Origin of the sequence: Bifidobacterium thermophilum (assembly GCF_002846655.1) — a bacterium.
GTDB classification, from domain to species: domain Bacteria; phylum Actinomycetota; class Actinomycetes; order Actinomycetales; family Bifidobacteriaceae; genus Bifidobacterium; species Bifidobacterium thermophilum.
In genome coordinates, this window is sequence record NZ_PCGX01000007.1 from 17,581 (window position 1) to 34,483 (window position 16,903).

The 16,903-nt window shown below is 60.3% G+C and carries 12 protein-coding genes; 11 read left to right on the forward strand and 1 reads right to left on the reverse strand.

Annotated elements, in window-relative coordinates; all coding sequences use genetic code 11:
• Positions 1 to 377: 377 nt before the first annotated feature.
• The gene (gene trxA / locus CQR48_RS02215; protein WP_015449946.1) at positions 378 to 716 is read right to left on the reverse strand and encodes a thioredoxin; all 339 of its coding nucleotides are present in this window, start codon (positions 714 to 716) and stop codon (positions 378 to 380) included.
• An 841-nt stretch (positions 717 to 1,557) separates the two neighbouring features.
• Between trxA and CQR48_RS02220 the strand changes: the two genes are divergently transcribed.
• The 11 genes from CQR48_RS02220 (at position 1,558) to CQR48_RS02270 (ending at position 16,867) form a co-directional block, all read left to right on the forward strand.
• A complete protein-coding gene (locus CQR48_RS02220) occupies positions 1,558 to 2,184 on the forward strand; it encodes a DUF4916 domain-containing protein (RefSeq protein ID WP_015449947.1) in 627 nt (208 codons plus the stop codon).
• Positions 2,185 to 2,786: 602 nt separating this feature from the next.
• The gene (locus CQR48_RS02225) at positions 2,787 to 3,608 is read left to right on the forward strand and encodes an alpha/beta fold hydrolase (protein ID WP_180335102.1); all 822 of its coding nucleotides are present in this window, start codon (positions 2,787 to 2,789) and stop codon (positions 3,606 to 3,608) included.
• 129 nt (positions 3,609 to 3,737) lie between these two features.
• Entirely contained in the window at positions 3,738 to 4,850 is a 1,113-nt protein-coding gene (nudC, locus tag CQR48_RS02230) for an NAD(+) diphosphatase (protein WP_015449950.1), read from the forward strand.
• Positions 4,851 to 5,098: 248 nt separating this feature from the next.
• Positions 5,099 to 6,778 carry a L,D-transpeptidase gene (locus tag CQR48_RS02235; RefSeq protein ID WP_244898898.1) on the forward strand — a complete coding sequence of 560 codons (1,680 nt, stop codon included), beginning with the start codon at positions 5,099 to 5,101 and terminating at the stop codon, positions 6,776 to 6,778.
• Positions 6,779 to 7,001: 223 nt separating this feature from the next.
• On the forward strand, positions 7,002 to 7,415 hold the full coding sequence (gene gcvH / locus CQR48_RS02240; protein ID WP_033493926.1) for a glycine cleavage system protein GcvH: 414 nt from the start codon (positions 7,002 to 7,004) through the stop codon (positions 7,413 to 7,415).
• Between the two features lie 187 nt (positions 7,416 to 7,602).
• Positions 7,603 to 8,817 carry an App1 family protein phosphatidate phosphatase gene (locus tag CQR48_RS02245; RefSeq protein WP_033493907.1) on the forward strand — a complete coding sequence of 405 codons (1,215 nt, stop codon included), beginning with the start codon at positions 7,603 to 7,605 and terminating at the stop codon, positions 8,815 to 8,817.
• Between the two features lie 136 nt (positions 8,818 to 8,953).
• On the forward strand, positions 8,954 to 11,503 hold the full coding sequence (locus CQR48_RS02250; RefSeq protein ID WP_101451861.1) for a S9 family peptidase: 2,550 nt from the start codon (positions 8,954 to 8,956) through the stop codon (positions 11,501 to 11,503).
• Between the two features lie 220 nt (positions 11,504 to 11,723).
• The gene (locus CQR48_RS02255) at positions 11,724 to 12,761 is read left to right on the forward strand and encodes a 3-isopropylmalate dehydrogenase (protein WP_015449955.1); all 1,038 of its coding nucleotides are present in this window, start codon (positions 11,724 to 11,726) and stop codon (positions 12,759 to 12,761) included.
• Positions 12,762 to 13,509: 748 nt separating this feature from the next.
• Positions 13,510 to 14,400, forward strand: coding sequence for a TM2 domain-containing protein (locus tag CQR48_RS02260; protein WP_101451862.1), 891 nt, complete (start codon positions 13,510 to 13,512; stop codon positions 14,398 to 14,400).
• Between the two features lie 11 nt (positions 14,401 to 14,411).
• Positions 14,412 to 15,530: a lipoate--protein ligase family protein gene (locus CQR48_RS02265; RefSeq protein WP_101451863.1), complete on the forward strand. Its 1,119-nt coding sequence runs from the start codon at positions 14,412 to 14,414 to the stop codon at positions 15,528 to 15,530.
• A gap of 617 nt (positions 15,531 to 16,147) precedes the next feature.
• Complete coding sequence (locus CQR48_RS02270) at positions 16,148 to 16,867, forward strand: Crp/Fnr family transcriptional regulator (RefSeq protein ID WP_015449959.1); 720 nt, start codon at positions 16,148 to 16,150, stop codon at positions 16,865 to 16,867.
• Positions 16,868 to 16,903: the final 36 nt, after the last annotated feature.

Sequence of the window (16,903 nt, forward strand, 5' to 3'; positions counted from 1 at the left end):
CGGCCCGGAATTCTGACCTTGCGTATAGTCGACACCTACTGGCGTTCGGAATGTCAGTAGGTGTCCGGCAGCCCGCGTGCGCCGGGTGTGTTCCCGTGCGGAAACGTGGCGCGCCGTGCGTGTTCGCTCGCTGAGTAATCTGCGGAATCCGTAAAGTTAATGGGCCATGTTGATGGATCGGTGTTGCAGTTGTGTTGCGTTTGCGTAGTTGGTTGGATGCCGGCGGATGGGCGGTTGTGGTGACAGTGGCTTGTGTGCCTGGACTTGTGCGCAAACCGTCCGGCGAAAAACATCAGGACCGCACGGCGTGTCGGCTGTGCGGTCCTGTTGATGCTTGATTTGTCTTTGTTGGAAAGATTATTGCGCAACGAATCAGGTCAGGCCTGATCGCCGCTCTGATAGGCCTTGGCCTGTCCGATGAGGTTTTCCAAATCGGAGCCGCGCAAAGCGCCTGCCTGCTTGAAAATGATCTTGCCGCCCTTGACAACCATCAGCGTGGGCACGGCCTGGATTTGGGCCGCGGCGGCAAGTTCCTGATTCTGATCGATGTCGACCTTCGCGAAGGTGATGTCGGGATGCTCTTCGCTTGCCTTTTCGAACACCGGACCGAACGCCTTGCACGGGCCACACCAAGTGGCCCAGAAGTCAACGAATACCAAGTCGTTGTCGGTGATGGTCTTCTCAAACGTCTGCGTAGTGACGGCGGTGGTTGCCATGTTGGGCTCCTTACTTTCCGGATTTCCGGTCTTCACTGTCTTTCCGGATTTTCTGTTTACCGGGGCGACTGTCGCGGGACTCGGACTGTCGCGGTGTCGGGTTTTGCGTGGTTCCCAGCATCCCACACCGTGCGTGAAAGTCTAGCGCTGTCCGCCGATAGCCGAACTGCCGATAGCTGAACCGCAGATGGTCCGGATGCTGGCACGCGGTTGCGCACCGTGAACGGGCGGATGCGGCGTTGTGTGAGGATTCGCTCGCACGATGGCGGTTTGAGTGGCCGGGGTCGGCTGGGTTGTTGGTTTTGACCGGCGTTGTGTGAGGATTCGCTCGCACGATGGCGGGTGAGGTGGTCGAGATTGGGCTTCTGGGTGGCTTGGAGGGTCACTGTGTGAGGATTGGCTCGCACGATGGCGGTTTGGCGGGGTGGTTTGGTTGGTTTGGTGGTGCCGGGTGGTCGTTGTGTGAGGATTAGCTCGCATGGTGACCGGTTGGGTGGTTGCGTTTGGCTGGATTGTTGGTCTTGACCGGCGTTGTGCGAGGATTGGCTCGCAGAGTGGCGGTTGGGACGGTTCTAGGCCGTTGACGTGATGGGGTCGGGTGGCGTTGTGTGAGGATTCGCTCGCATGGTGGCGGTTGAGGCGGTCGGGATTGGGGTTCTGGATGGCTTGGGAAGTCAGTGTGTGAGGATTCGCTCGCATGGTGGTGGCGACCGCGTGCTTGCACAATCAACGGCAGTCACGGCATCGTGAGGATTCCGTTGTCACCTGCTTGCGACTCCGTGGTCCGCACCTGCTGGCGAACACGCCGCCAGGATTCTTGGGGTTGGGCAATAATGGAACCATGCCAGTGCTGAATGACGAGGTGCCCGACGAGGGCGACTACGATGCGAATCGCCGCAGAGGCGAGTTCGACCATATCACGCCGGAGGATTTCATCCGCGGATCAGGCCACGGCAACCCTCCGGGATGGCTTGACTCGGGCGAAATCACCCGGATCCGCCGTGAAACCCCGATGCCGTACGTTGTCGTTGTGCCGGTGCGCGTCGATGATTTCGGCCGAATCAGCAAGGTCGGCTCCCTCCTGTGCGTCAGCGAGGACGGGTCGGTTGAACGCACGTTGATTGCTGGACGAGTGCTGTATCACGAATCTGTGCGTGAGGCCATCGCCCGCAATATCTCCAAGGATCTCGGCGATATCGCGCTGCCGACCCTGCCACAGAGCCTGCAGCCGTTCACCGTGGCCGAATTCTTCCCAACCCCTGGTATTTCGCCGTTTTATGACCCTCGCCAGCACGCAATCGCCCTGTGCTATGTGGTGCCGATTCCGGGCGATTGCAAGCCACAGGATGAGACGCTCGACGTGGAATGGTGTGATGCACAAGGCGAGCAGCTGACCGAGTGCATCGACCAGATGGCCAACGGGTATGGCGAAATCGTCCGTCGTGCCCTCGCCTGGGCCGGAGCTTGATTTGTGTGGGCCGCGGACCGACGTCAAGCAGTCGAGACGAGAGTTGAGGAATGGGGACGAATGCGGCGACAACAACACCGGAACCGTTGATCCGGCTGCGTTATGACAACGTCAGGCGCGTACGGATCGCATGAAATCCATGAAATCAAGCTCACGGAAAACAAGAATCGGAACGGTCGGACGGTCGATTTCGCGGATACTTGGGACCATCGTTGAACGCAGTTTGATGTGATGCGGGGTGATTCGCTGGTGTGGGACACGCAGTCGGATGTCAGCCACCTACTGGTCACATACCAGCCACATTTCAGTCAACACAGGTCAGGATGAAGGAAGGATGAAAGACAACAATGACAGAGCAACATAATGCTGGATATCGCGATATTTGCGGGAAAGCTGGGGCAATCACGGAAATTGGCGTGACCGACGCAAGCGGCGCAACTACGGCAACTGGCGCAACTACGGCAACTGGCGCAGCACCGGAACCCGAAACACTCGAACCCGCACAAACCGTCGCTACTCCCGGTGTGTCGGCTACCGTTGTCGAACATCATCATCCATTCGCGCTCAACAACACGGTGTATCGCGACGGCACGGCGACGCCGATGATTCTGGTGCATGCCTTCCCGGTCGACCACCATATGTGGGACGCTTGCGCGGGCCAGATCATCAAGCGTGCGAACGCGCAAGGGCTGGACACCTTCGCCCTGTGGGCGCCTGACATGCCGGGGGCAGGGGACGGTCCGATTCCCGCCGTCGCAGACAGCGGCCGCATCGCCGCAGACGGCGCATACACGGACGCACTCGACCTGATGACCGATGCCTACGCGTCCCTGTTGCGGCGTGCGGGATACCGTAAGGCCGTATGGGTCGGCCTGTCCATGGGCGGATATGTGGTCATGGACATGCAACGACGCCACCCAGACCTGATTGCGGGGCTCGCCATGTGTGATACCAAAGCATCCGCGGACGACGATACCGCACGCGCGAACAGGCTTCGTATCGCCGACGAGTGCGAGCATGAGCACACAATTGAGCCGGTCATGCATTTCGCCCAGCCCCAGGACGGCGATTCGAGCATCAAACGTTCCGACGCCTTCATCAAGCAGATGACCGCCTGGATTCAGGCCCAAAGTCCGGAAGGCATCGCTTGGCGGCAGCGCATGGCGGCAGGACGGCCGGATTTGGGCGACCTGCTCGCCGCGGTACATGCTCCGGCTGCCGTCGTCAGTGGGGAATGCGATCCGTCCAGCCCGCCGGAGCAGATGCGGGCGCTCGCCGCGGCGATGACCGGCACGGAGGTCTCGTTCACACAGATTCCTGATTGCGGACATTTCAGCGCTGTCGAACATCCTGATGTCGTCGCCGAGGCGTTAGTCGATCTGATGTCGCGTGTTCAGCGGCTTGAGTGCTCCGAGCGTCCCTGACATCGCTCTGGGATATCGCAGGAATATGGGATATCGCGAAAATGAGAAAACGATCATGACGGGGATTATTGGAAGTATCGGTCGTAATGGATGTCACGGCCACAATGAACGAATCGAGGACGACCAACAATGAGCATGTTTTCACCGCTTGCGCTCACGCAAGCTCTGCCGTTTCTTCCTCTGGCACAAGGGGATATCGATTATCAGGTCGATCGCAGGAACGACCCGGACCTGTTCTCGTCAGTACTGTCATCGCCGGTGTGCACGGTCATGCTCGTCGATGGCGGCAAAGTCGCCGTACCCAAGGGGCAAGGCGACTTGGTCGATTATGACAATGTCAAGTTGCGTTTGGCAACGCTCCCCGGAGCCTATGTGCTTCCGGAACTCGCCTCGCACCCGCAGGCCGTCCCGATATTCCTTGGCTCCTACGGCGGTGCTCGCGCGGAACAGGTTGTGGCTGTAGACGTGACGCGCTTGCCGGGGCTTCATGACAACAACCTCGACGACCGTGTGCCGGATTCCGCATACGAGGGTGCCGACGACGCATTCGGCGCTACGGCCGGGGATGCCGCTTCACGCAAGCCGCGCGCAGTTCCGTCGGCGCTCGAACAGGCGGCGAAACGCTTCGATTGGGTCGATCTGCGAGGATTCGCGCCGCATGCCTCCGCACGTGAGGCAGGACAGGCCACCACAGCAGCCTCGTTGAGCGTGTGGCATATGCGGCAACGGCACTGCCCGACGTGCGGGGCCGAGGTCAAACCAGCACTGGGTGGTTGGGCACAGCGCTGCACGAACGCGGCGGACGGCAACAGACTGCTGTTCCCTCGCATCGAGCCTGCCGTCATCGTCTCCGTCGTGGATTCGCAGGACCGCTTGCTGCTGCAACATAATCGCGCGTGGCAGACCAAGACCATGTACTCAGTATCCGCCGGATTCGTGGAAGCCGGGGAGAACCTTGAGCACGCCTGCCGTAGGGAAACCCGCGAGGAGACCGGCATCGAACTGGGCGAGGTGAAATATCTCGGTTCCCAGCCGTGGCCGTTCCCGGCATCCCTGATGGTTGCGTTCAAGGCGCGGGCACTGAGCACGGATATCCGCGTGGACGGCGAGGAAACCGGGGACGCACGCTGGTTCACCCGCGACGAATATGAGCAGGCGCTCGCATCCGGCGAAGTCACGCCTCCGGTCAAAGCCGCCATCGCGCGCTACATGATCGAGGAGTGGCTCGGGCACGAGCTGTGAACTGGGGTCGCTGCGCTGCTGGATACCTGTGGCTATCTGCTCGAGTGCGGGTATGCGCCTGAGCACGGTTGCGGCACACAGGTTGTGGGTTGAGTCGCATAGGTTGTCATGCACAGGTCGTGCCGCAACGCTGTCGGCGTGCCGGATGTGATGTTCGACACGTGACATCGTTTCCGAAGCGTGTGTGCCCTGAACTGGTCATGTGATGCGGCTAAAGTCAGGCAGGAATGGATAGGAAAGGCATCAATGTGACGAACACTTTTGACGGTTCCGTGCCACGATACGGAGTTGGGGGCCCCGACATGCCGCGAAATACGCGCATGCCGGTGCAGCCTGATGCCCCAGGGGACATCTGGAAAACCAATCTGGCTGCCGATGCTGCCGATGTGAACGATGACACGCTCTCGGGTATGGAGATCCCTCTGTATGCCATCTCCGACGCCGGAAACGGCAATGCAGACGATGAGATGGCCACCGCGTTACGCCCGCCGCATAAGCGTCTGTGGCTGAGAATCCTGCTGATTGTGTTCGCAGTGCTTGCCGCCGCGGCGGTTGCCGCCTTCTTTACGGCACGTTGGTACTATCAGGACAAAGCCGCGCCGGGAGTCATGTTTGCCGGTGCATCGGTGGCAGGGCAGAACAGTGAGCAGCTGGCTGCCACGGTCAAATCCGCGGTGGAGAACACGAAGATCACTGTCACCGACTCGCAAGGCAATACCATCACCGCAAGCCTCAAGGATCTCGGCGTCAATGTCAACCAGAAGCAAACGGTATCCGCGCTGATCGCCGCGAAAGACGGCAATCCGTTCGTGCGCATCAATCCGTTCAGCAAGCAGAATGTCAAGCTCGCCGCAACCACCGACAAGCTTGCGCTCAGCCAATACCTGACTGGCAAGCTCATTCCGAACGACAGCCAGGCCATCGCATCCACCATTGCCTATGATCAGACGTCGCAGAAATTCACAGTGACCGTGGGACGAGGCGGGCAGGCGCCTGTGACGGACAACGTGGTCAAGACGATAGATCAGGCGCTAGACACGCCGGGAACCACGCGGACCGCGAGCATCACCTACACGCAGACCGACATGCCGATCAGCGAGGCGGCTGCGACCACCGCCGCCGATCAGGCGAACGCCGGCCTTGGGCTGAGCATCACCATCAACAACGGCGATGCTACGACATACAAGATTCCGGCGGCAACCATCGCTTCGTGGACCGTTACGACAGCTGACCCGGCGAAGGGCACCATCGCGGTGTCCTATAACAAGCAGGCCATCAGTGACTACATGAATGGCGAGTTGGGCAACCACCTCAACCAGACGAAGACCAATCAGGTCGATCTGGTGGATACGTCCGGCAACGTCATCATGACGAGAACCAAGGGCGTGAACGGTGTGGCGATCAAAGACACCGCTACGGTCGCCGATCAGGTGTACAGCGCGTTGAGTGCGAATCGTTCAGCGACGCTGACAGTTGCCAGCGATGTCACGAAGTTTGACACTGAACAGCAGAAAGTTACGTGGAAGATCGTGGTCGACCGTTCGAAGCAGACCGCAACCGTATACAACAACGACCAGGTTGTCCAGACCTTCAACGTGTGCACCGGCAAGACCGGAAAGCACGAGACTACACCCGGCAATTATTTCATCTACCTGAAATACCAGGTGCAGGACATGCGCGGCACCAATGATGACGGTTCACAATACCTGAGCAAAGGTGTCAAATGGGTCAGCTACTTCAATGGCGGGCAAGGCTTCCATACGGCGGGTTGGAACGCGGCTGGCATCGCCTCTGGAGACCCGACCGGTCATGGTTCGCACGGTTGCGTCAACATGAACGAAGCTGACGCCAAGTGGATTTACGACAACTGCCCGGATGGCACGCTCGTTCAGGTGGTCGGTGCCCAACCGACTGCCCCGGTGCGCTGAGCCGCAGGCCGGCCCACAGCTGTTCTCCCCTCACAAACTGGTTACGTTGAGTGCCCGGTTTGCATAGACAGTTTGTATAACTCCTCAAACTGGTTACGCTGGGAGCCGGGTTTGCGTAGACAGTTTGTGATATGCGACTGTTGTGGGGTACTGACCAGGTAGGTTGCGGCTGTGGTATCGCGATCTTTGCGCGGCGGTTGACTTTATGCGGTACGCTGAAGCCATGAGCAATAACGAACAGGAAGATGATCGCCCGAATCTCGAAGTCCCGGATCATCTGGAATACTCCGACGAGCATGTGTGGGTTGACGCCAGTGTGGATCCCGCGGTGGTCGGCATCACCGAATACGCGGCCAACCAGTTGGGCGACTTGGTTTTCGTCGATCTGCCGGAGGTAGGTACTCGCGTCGAGGCGGGCGACGAGATTGTCGAGTTGGAATCGTCGAAGGCCGTCGAACCCCTGGTCAGCCCGGTCGCCGGCACGGTGCGGTACGTGAACCGTGAGGCCGCGGACGATCCGAGCATCATCAACGGCGACCCGTACGGCGAGGGCTGGATTCTTAAGATCGCACTCGATGACGACGAGCCGGATCTGCTGTCCGCCGAGCAGTATGCGGCGATGCTTCGCCGGCTGTAAGTCGCCCCCGGAAGCTTCTGCCGGCGCTGTGGCACCCGTCAGCGTCGGCAGAAGCAGAAGATTGTCCAGAGAGGGCCGTCTGCATCGGATATGTCCATCCGGGATGTCCCTGAGCCGGACCTGAATTCTTCCGGAACTCACGTTCCCTCGTCATCCCTTCTTCAACACCCCACCGTATGATGGGGGCATGAGCAGCATTACACAATTCCCTCACAAACGGAATGAGGATGACATGGCGACTGTGCCGATTCCGGCGCGTCATGTCGTCACTACCTTCGATGCCGCCTCCAAACATGAGCAAATCGACGTCAAGCCTCTTCCTGTGAGGATTTTCCGCCGCATCGTTACCGGCGTGTTCAGCCTGTGGGCGAAGATTTCCACGACAATCGTGACCAATCTGAATTGGCGGCAACAGGTCGAGCCGTATGTTGGGTACGGCACCAGCAATTTCTCGCGGTTGATCTGCCGGACCGTGTACGAGCCGCTCCGCCGCAAACCAGGCGCGCTGATGCGCGGATGGCGCGGCATGCTGGCGGTTCCCGCGCCCAAAGTCAAAGTGAAGCTGTCCATCGACGGTGTTCCGGTGGAAACCGTACAGGTCGGCACAAGTGAAGTCTACGATCGGGTCGACAGATTCCGCGAGCGCAGCATCGACTATGCGGTCTCTGATTCCGCGGGATATCTGGATCTGGTCGCCGACCGGGCGCTTGAACCCGGAATCCATCACGTGTCCTATCAGGTCGAGGGTCGTCACGCGGTCAATTCCAATCTGTTCACTATCGCGCCGGGCACGCGTGTCGGTGTGATATCTGATGTGGATGACACCATCATGATTACGCAGGCGCCCACCTTGTGGAAGGCGGCATACAATCTGCTGCTGCTCAATCCGCAGAAGCGCGCATCCGTCCCAGGTATGGCGGTGCTGTTCAACCGGATCGCGGATATTTTCCCGGACGCGCCGTTCTTCTACTTGTCTACCTCGCCGTGGAATGTGGAAAGCTCAATCCGCCATTTCATCGAGAATTACGGTTTCCCGGCCGGCCCTCTGCTGTTGCGGGACCTCGATCCCAGGCCGAAGACCTTCATCCCTTCGGGTGTGCAGCACAAGCTGGAGTATGCCGAGCAGCTGATGGGCGATTTTCCGGACATGAAGTTCATTCTGATCGGCGATGACGGGCAGAAGGATCCGACCACGTATGCAACCATCGCGAAACGGTATCCGGGGCGTGTCCTCGCCATTGGTATTCGGCAGTTGAGCCCGCGGGAATCCTCGCCGCTCGGCCCGGTTCGTGGCATGACGCAGTCGCAGCCTTCGCCGGTCACGGACGTGCCGGTGTTCACGGGTACGACTGGCGCCAATCTCATGAAGACAATGCTGCCGTACCTGCGGCAGTTCGCTTGAGGTCTCGTTCGAAGCGATGCTCGACGCGCGACGCATGCAACTTCGAGAGGCGGGGTGACTCAACGGAGAACGGCGGGCGACATGCGTGAACTCGCCGTCATCGGACCGTCCCCGGGCTTGTTTTACGATGGTGCCTATGAGTGACGAACAGCGCAATGACGACCGTCCGCAAGGGCTTTGCGGCAAGGGCTCGCAATCTGGTTCAGGCTTGTCTGGTTCATCAGGCTTGGGCTCCGGCGACAACCCGCCGTACGCCAAGCAGGAGCCCCACCGGCGGATTGAGCACGGGGATGTGTTCGACGATCCGTATGAGTGGATGCGCGACAAGGATTCTCCGGAACTCGCCGCTTACGTCGCCGCGCAAAACGCCTACTGCGACCGCCGGATGGCTCCGTTGCACCATCTGCGCGAAACCCTGTTCAAGGAATTCACCTCGCATGTTCAGGAAACCGACATGTCAGTACCTACGCGAGTGAACGACTACTGGTATTTTTCCCGGACCCGGGAAGGCAGCCAATACGCCGCATCCTGCCGCATTCCCGTGCGTGGTGAGGATGATTGGGATCCGCCACATATCGACCGCGAGGCCGAACCAGGTTCCATGCCCGGGGAACAGGTGTATTTCGACGCGAACAAAGAATCACAGGGCCATGATTTCTTCCGCATCGGCGGCATGGACGTGAGTCATGACGGCCGCTGGCTGCTTTACGGCGTCGATACTGCGGGCGACGAACGCTACGACTTCCGGATTCGCGACTTGAATGACGGCAGTGAATTGCCTGAGGTGCTCAAAGGCATTGCGGGGGCGTGCTTCACGGCCGACGGCGCATGGGTGTTCTACACCGTGCTTGACGACGCATGGCGTCCGTACGCGGTGTTACGACATCGCGTCGGCACGCCGGTTGACGACGACGTCGAAGTGTTCCGCGAGCAGGACGAGCGCTTCTGGGTGGGTGTCGGCCTGAGCTTCGACGAACGGCATGTGGTCATCTGCACCGGGTCCAAGACCACCAGCGAAGTGCTCATGCTCCCCGCAAACGATCCGACGGGGGAGTTCACCTCGTTCATCCCGCGCCGTGAGGGTATTGAGTATGACGTGAGTTTCGCGTGTTTCGAAGGCGCCGGCGAGCATGGCGAAGACATTCCGGTCGCCGTTGTGGACCATAACGCGACGAATCCGAATTTTGAGATTGATGTGATCGATATGCGATCTCATAAGCCGCCGTTCCGGCTCGGCGAAGGGGTGTGCGTGGCGGCCGGGTCGCCGTATGGCTGCGAACAGGGGGATGTGGCGCTCGCCGGTGCGTCCGACATGCCGGTCGGCACGCCATATCATGATCCGCGCAACCCGGCGATTTTGCAGGGTGTGCGTGGGTTGTCCATCGACGGAATCGCATTGCATCGGTATTTCGTTGCCCTGTCGTATCGCGCGGATAGTCTGCCGCATCTCGCCGTGATGGCGAAAACCGATGCCGCCCAAGACTTTCTTGCGGGGCGTCCTTGGCGATTCCGCGAATTGGTCCCGCCGCCGCTGGCGGAAGCGGGTGTCGGCGATAGTTGCGCAGATGGTACGAACGATGGCGCGGATGATGGTGGCAATAATGGTACTAGTACGAACGATGGTGTGAGCGACGATACCAACGACCGCGGTAACGACGGGCGGCTGTACTCCATCGGGGCCGCCGGCAATCCGTCCTATGACGCCCCGCGCATGCGCTACTCCTTCGGCAGCTACACCCGCCCCGGCGAACTGCATGAGATCGATCCGGCCACGGGCGCGGACACGCTGCTTAAAAGGGCCCGCGTACTTGGCGATTTCGATGCCCACCGGTACGCCGAACGTCGCATCTGGGTGCGCGCACGTGACGGCGAATCAATCCCCGTGTCGCTGGTGTGGCGTCGCGACAAACTGTCTGCGCAACCCGGCGAGTCGGCATGCTATGGCATTCGTGCCGACGGGTCATCTCCGATGTTCATCCTCGGGTACGGGGCGTATGAAGTCAGTTCTGACCCCGGATTCTCGGTTGCCCGGCTCAGTCTGCTCGATCGCGGCGTGCTGTACGCGTGCGTGCACGTTCGTGGCGGCGGGGAAATGGGCCGTGCTTGGTATGAACAGGGTCGTCGGCTCAACAAGAAGCACACCTTCGAGGATTTCGTCGATGCGACGCGCGCCCTGCAACGCATGGGACTCGCCTCGCCGGCGCGTACGGTTGCGGAAGGCGGCTCGGCGGGCGGCCTGCTCATGGGCGCGATTGCGAATATGGCTCCGGAATGTTACGCGGGCATCGAGGCGGATGTGCCGTTTGTGGATGCGCTGACTTCGATTCTTGATCCATCGCTGCCGTTGACGGTGACGGAATGGGACGAGTGGGGCGATCCGCTGCACGACCGCGCGGTGTACGAGTACATGAAATCGTATTCACCGTATGAAAACGCTCCCGAACCGGGAGACTCGCGGGCGCGCGCCTTCCCGAAGATTTTCGTGACCACGTCAATGAACGATACGCGCGTGCTTGTCGTCGAACCGCTCAAATGGGTGGCTCGCTTGCAGGCGGCTGGCGTGGATGCCGTTGAGAAGATCGAAACCGAAGCGGGGCATGGCGGGACGTCCGGCAGGTACCGTCAGTGGCGCGAGATTTCGTACGAGAACGCGTGGTGCCTGGCGACTATGGGCATCACGAGATAGGGATTATTTGGGCGTGTGCTTCAGCCGGGTGTCTTTGGCCAGGCGTCGGTCGTGTGTCGGTGTCCGGGGCGCTCGCCAGCCGATAGCGTGCTTGTGGACAATCATGTCGAAAACCCATGAATTTGGCCGAAATGCGGACGTAATTCCATCATTCGGACTGGTGTCCAACTGACGGAATACGCGTGTCTCGGCCGCGGGTGAACCGACTATTGTCGCGAACATGAGCACAACCAAGACATATCGGATTGCCGTCATCCCGGGCGATGGCATCGGCAAAGAAGTCACCCCCGTCGCCCAGGCCGCGCTTGAAAAAGCGGCTGACGGCGTGGCATCGTTTACTTACGAAAACTTTGATCTCGGTGCGGAACGCTACCTGCGCGACGGCGCGATTCTGCCGGACGAGGATCTCGAACGCATCAAGGGCACCGACGCGATTCTGCTCGGTGCGGTTGGCGACCCGCGCATCAAGGCGGGTATCCTCGAGCGCGGCCTGCTGCTCAAGCTGCGTTTCTCGCTTGACCAGTACATCAACCTGCGTCCGTCCAAGCTGTACCGCGGTGTCACCTCGCCGCTCGCCAATCCGGGCGACATCGACTTCGTCGTCGTGCGCGAAGGAACCGAAGGCCTGTACTGCGGTGCCGGCGGCGCAGTCCGTCGCGGCACGCCGAACGAAGTGGCCACCGAGGTGTCCATCAACACGGCGTTTGGTGTCGAGCGCGTGGTCCGTTACGCTTTCCAGCTCGCCATGAAGCGCAAGAAGCATGTCACGCTCGTGCACAAGAAGAACGTGCTCGTCAACGCGGGCGACATGTGGCAGCGGATCGTCGACAAGGTCGGCGAGGAATTCCCGCAGGTCACGCACGACTACCTGCACATCGACGCGACCACGATTTTCCTCGTGTCGAACCCCTCGCGCTTCGACGTGATTCTCACCGACAACCTCTTCGGCGATATTCTCACCGATGAGGCGGGTGCCGTGGTCGGCGGCGTCGGATACTCCGCCTCTGGCAACATCAATGCTTCCAACGAATACCCCTCGATGTTCGAACCGATCCATGGGTCGGCACCGGATATCGCAGGCAAGGGGATCGCCAACCCGACGGCCGCCGTGCTGTCGAGCGCGATGCTCCTGCGCCATCTCGGATTCGACGAAGCCGCCGCGAAAATCGACCGTGCGGTCGAAGCGGATATCGCCGAACTCGGGTCGACCAAGCGCACCACCGAAGAAGTGGGACGCGACATCTTGGCGCGCATCTGATACCTCTCACGCCACAAGCGTGTGAGCGCCGCCCTGCAATCCTGTGCAACGGAAGAAGTCAACAACAGCACGGGGATGCAGGGCGGTTTATTTTCTGTATCGTAATCACCCCCATATCCACTGTGAAGATTCGGTGAGTTGGGTGGATGAGTGTGGGGTTTGCACGCGACGGCACGCGGTTGCGGGCTGGGACATTGCGGGGTTTGACGGGTTGTGTATGGCCGGGTATGCGTAGGAGCGTGCTTGACGACGCGGGGGCGGCGGATCGTACTTGATGTGTCAGGTTGCGTATGCCCGGGCATGCGTGTGGGGTCGGTTGCCGTCGTTGGCTGCGGATTCAGCGTGGTTCTGGCGGGTTGCGTATGCCCGGGCATGCGTGGGTGGGTGGAACGGCGTGTACGGTCGTGTGAAGGGGAGCGGTTCTGTCGCGATACGTATGTCCGGGCATGCGTGGCCTGTTGAAACAGCGTTGGTGGTTGGGAGGCATCGCTGGATTTTGCGGCTTGTGTATGTCGGGGCATGCGTGGGTGGGTGAGATGGTTCTTGCAGTCAGGGAAAGGGAACGGTTCTGGCGGGGTTACATATGTCGGGGCATGCGTGAGGTGACGTGCACCGGGTTTGGCGGTCCTGCTTGTGATTGAACGTCCACGGGGGTGTGGTTTCGGTGGGTTTCGCATTGCAGACGCTGGATGTCCATGGGCGGTGGCTTCGGCATCAGCAAAGGCATGGGTTATGCGATACTGACGGTATGGAAGAAAATAACCAGAACAGCCAGAATTCCGACATCACAGGTCAGGAAGCGCCGCAGCAGTCCCAGTACGCGCCGGCTGCATCGCAGCAGTCAGAGTATGAGCAGTCCGCGCAGGCTGCTCCGGAACCGCAATCGGAAACTCCGCAACCCCAATACGGTCAGGAGTACGGGCAGCAGTCCGCCCAGCCGCAGTATGACCAGTCCCAGCCGCAGCAGTTTGAGCAGCCTGCGTATAACCAGCAGCCGTCGTACGAGCAGCAGTACAATCAGCAGTCATCCGCGCAACCGCAGCCCGCGCCTGATCAGTACGGTCAGTACAATCAGTACGGTCAGTCCCAGCTGGATCAACCCGGGTACGCACAGTATTCTCAGCCGGCATCGCAGGAATACACCTATGGTCAAGGCAACACCCAAACCACCCAATATCAAGAGGGATACCAGTACGCATCTCCGCAGCAGCAGTACGAGCAGCCTGCAGCGTCGGCAGCTTACCCGGCGGCCGGAGTAGCGATGGGCGAGGGCTACCAGTACCAGCAGCAGCCTTACGGCCAGCAATATCAGCAGTCGTACGAGCAGCCGTATCAAGCTGCGCAAGGCTATCCCTATCCGCCGGCGAACTACGGCGGGTATGGATACGTCGGCCAGAAATCAAAAATCGCAGCAGGTCTGCTGGGTATCCTCTTCGGCTCTCTCGGGGTGCATAATTTCTACCTCGGCAACACCGGCAAGGCGGTGGCTCAGCTGTTGTTGACGCTCATCGGCTGGATTGTGCTCATTGGTCCTGTTATCGCAGGTATCTGGGGGCTGATTGAGGGCATTCTCATCCTGACGTCGTCTACAGGTAGCGAATGGCATAAGGATGGCAAGGGGTACGAGCTTCAGGACTGAGGATCTGCCCTATGCGCGGTGAATATAAAACTCCAGGCGGCAAGCTTGTCGGGGTCACGGTGGCGTGTGACCCCGCCGGCTTCATCACCTCATGCAGCATTGACGGCGATTTCTTCATGGAAGGCGAGGAATCCGAGCAACAGGCCGTGTTGGGCGCGCTCGCGGATGCGTTGCGTCATGGGGACGATCTCAACGCAGTATTTGCCGCCCATCCGCATGTCCAGTTGATTGGTGCCGATGCCGACGCGTTCCTCATCGCATTCCATCGGGCGGTCGGCAACGGCGGTGCGGTACTGCACTCCACAGCGATACACGATACCGCACCGTCACGCGGCCACGCGGCGACGACATCCGGCCAAGCGCATCGCACCCTTGAACAAGCTGAGCGGAAGACGGAACGACGTCGTCGAGCCCGCTGGCAGGCGCTGAGACCGGAAGTCATCCACGACACTCCCCGCATGCCCCAGGAGCAAATGGACATCGATATCCGCCTTGCTGAGCGTGTCGCCGCCGGTAAGATGCCGCCTACCTTGCGCTTTTGGGAGTGGGCCGCACCCGCAGTCGTCATCGGCAGATTCCAGTCACTCGAAGACGAAGTGAACCTTGACCAGGCGCAGCAGTCCGGGTTCACCGTCGTTCGTCGTTGCACGGGCGGGGGAGCCATGTTCATCGAACCGGGCAACACCATCACCTACTCCTTGTATGCCCCGCGTGATTTCGTCGCCGGCATGGACATCGAGGAATCCTATCGGCTGTGCGACCAATGGCTGATTGATGCCCTGCGCGATTTGGGCATCGAGGCCTCGTTCAGCTCAATCAACGACATCTCGTCAAGCGCGGGGAAGATCGCAGGGGCCGCCCAGCGACGGTTCCCGCCGATCGGGAAAGGGCCAGGGGCCGTGCTGCATCACGTGACCATGGCCTACGACATCGATGCGGTCGCCATGTCCCGCGTACTGCGGGTTTCGCAGGAGAAGATGTCGGACAAGGCCGTGAAATCCGCCATCAAACGCGTGGACCCGTTGCGCTCGCAAACCGGGTTGGGCCGGCGTGAAATCGTCGATCGGCTGATTGAAGCGGCGCGTCGTCGGCAGCCAGCGGTGATGCCCTTCGCGTTGCCGTTCGTGTGACGCCGTTCGTGTGACGCTGTCCGGGTGGCGTCATGCGTAACCTCGTTCGCATGACGCGGTCTAGGTGACGCGGCCCGTGCCACGCCGTTCGTGTGAGTGCGCACGTATGAGGTGTGCGGCCAATGCGATGCAAGCTTGACCCAGGCAGGACCGTGCAATCGGCGACCCGAACCGGTGTCTGATAACGGCAGTTGCATATCTGCGGTACTGATCTGCTGTACCGCCAAGTGTGCATCTTGTCTATTTGTAGTACCTCCCCGACCATATCTTCACTATCTGTGTGCGTATACACCCGATACCGCAAGTATGACTCGCGCAATTCCAACGGGCATACTCCAAGTATCAGCCGCCGGCGTACACAAATACGCGAGATAGCTTGTGTGAAGTACTACAGATACCGCAGATAGCGGCAAAGCTGCGTGTGGTATTGCGCTGTACCGTACCGATGTCTGCCGAAGAAGCTCCGGCCGACCGCCGGCGTTGTCAATCGCCGGCAACATTGACCCATGTGACCCATACGTCAACCCGGGGAACGGCGCCGATTTCGTCGGGAACCGGGATACAATGGGTGCCGTATGTGTCGCATCGATGCCAAGCGAAGCGGCAAGGAGGAGCCCATGGTCATGCCCAAGCCCAACGCGATGCCCGAGCCTGACAACATCCTGTTGCGCACCGCGCTGTTCAAACAGGTATCCGAGCAGCAGGCGGCGCGGCTTCTGCCGTACCTGCAACGTGCGCAGTTCGGCAAGGGCGGCGTGATTTTCGCGGAAGGGGACACTGATCACCGCATGTATCTGCTGGAGCGGGGGCGTGTGAAGCTCACCCGGCGTTCCAGCGACGGCCGCGTGCAACTTCTGAGCATTCATGCTCCGGGTGAAGTATTGGGTGAGATTCCGGTTTTCGACCCGGAAGGCGGGCCGCGTACGGCATCGGCGATCGCCATTTCGAGCCCGACCCAGGTCGTCTGGCTTGAGCATGACGCACTGTTCGCGTGGCTCGACCAATATCCGCGTGTCGCTGTCGACATGTTGCAGGTGCTCGCACGCCGTATGCGCGCGAACAACGAGCGCATCAGCGACCTGGTATTCATGGATGTGCCCGCCCGACTGGCGAAAACCCTGATCAATCTGGCGTCCCGCTTCGGTGTACCGGAAGAAGCCGGCGTCAAAATCCCGCACGATCTGACCCAGGAGGAGCTGGCACAGCTGGTCGGCTCGTCCCGCGAGACGGTGAACAAGGCGTTGACTGAATTCGCGAACCGCGGGTGGATCGCGCGTGACGGCAGAAGTATCGTCATCTATCAACCGGGAGCGTTGATTCGCCGTTCCAAGCGCTGAGCCGGGACGGGATTCGTTCATTCGGATTGAGGCCGT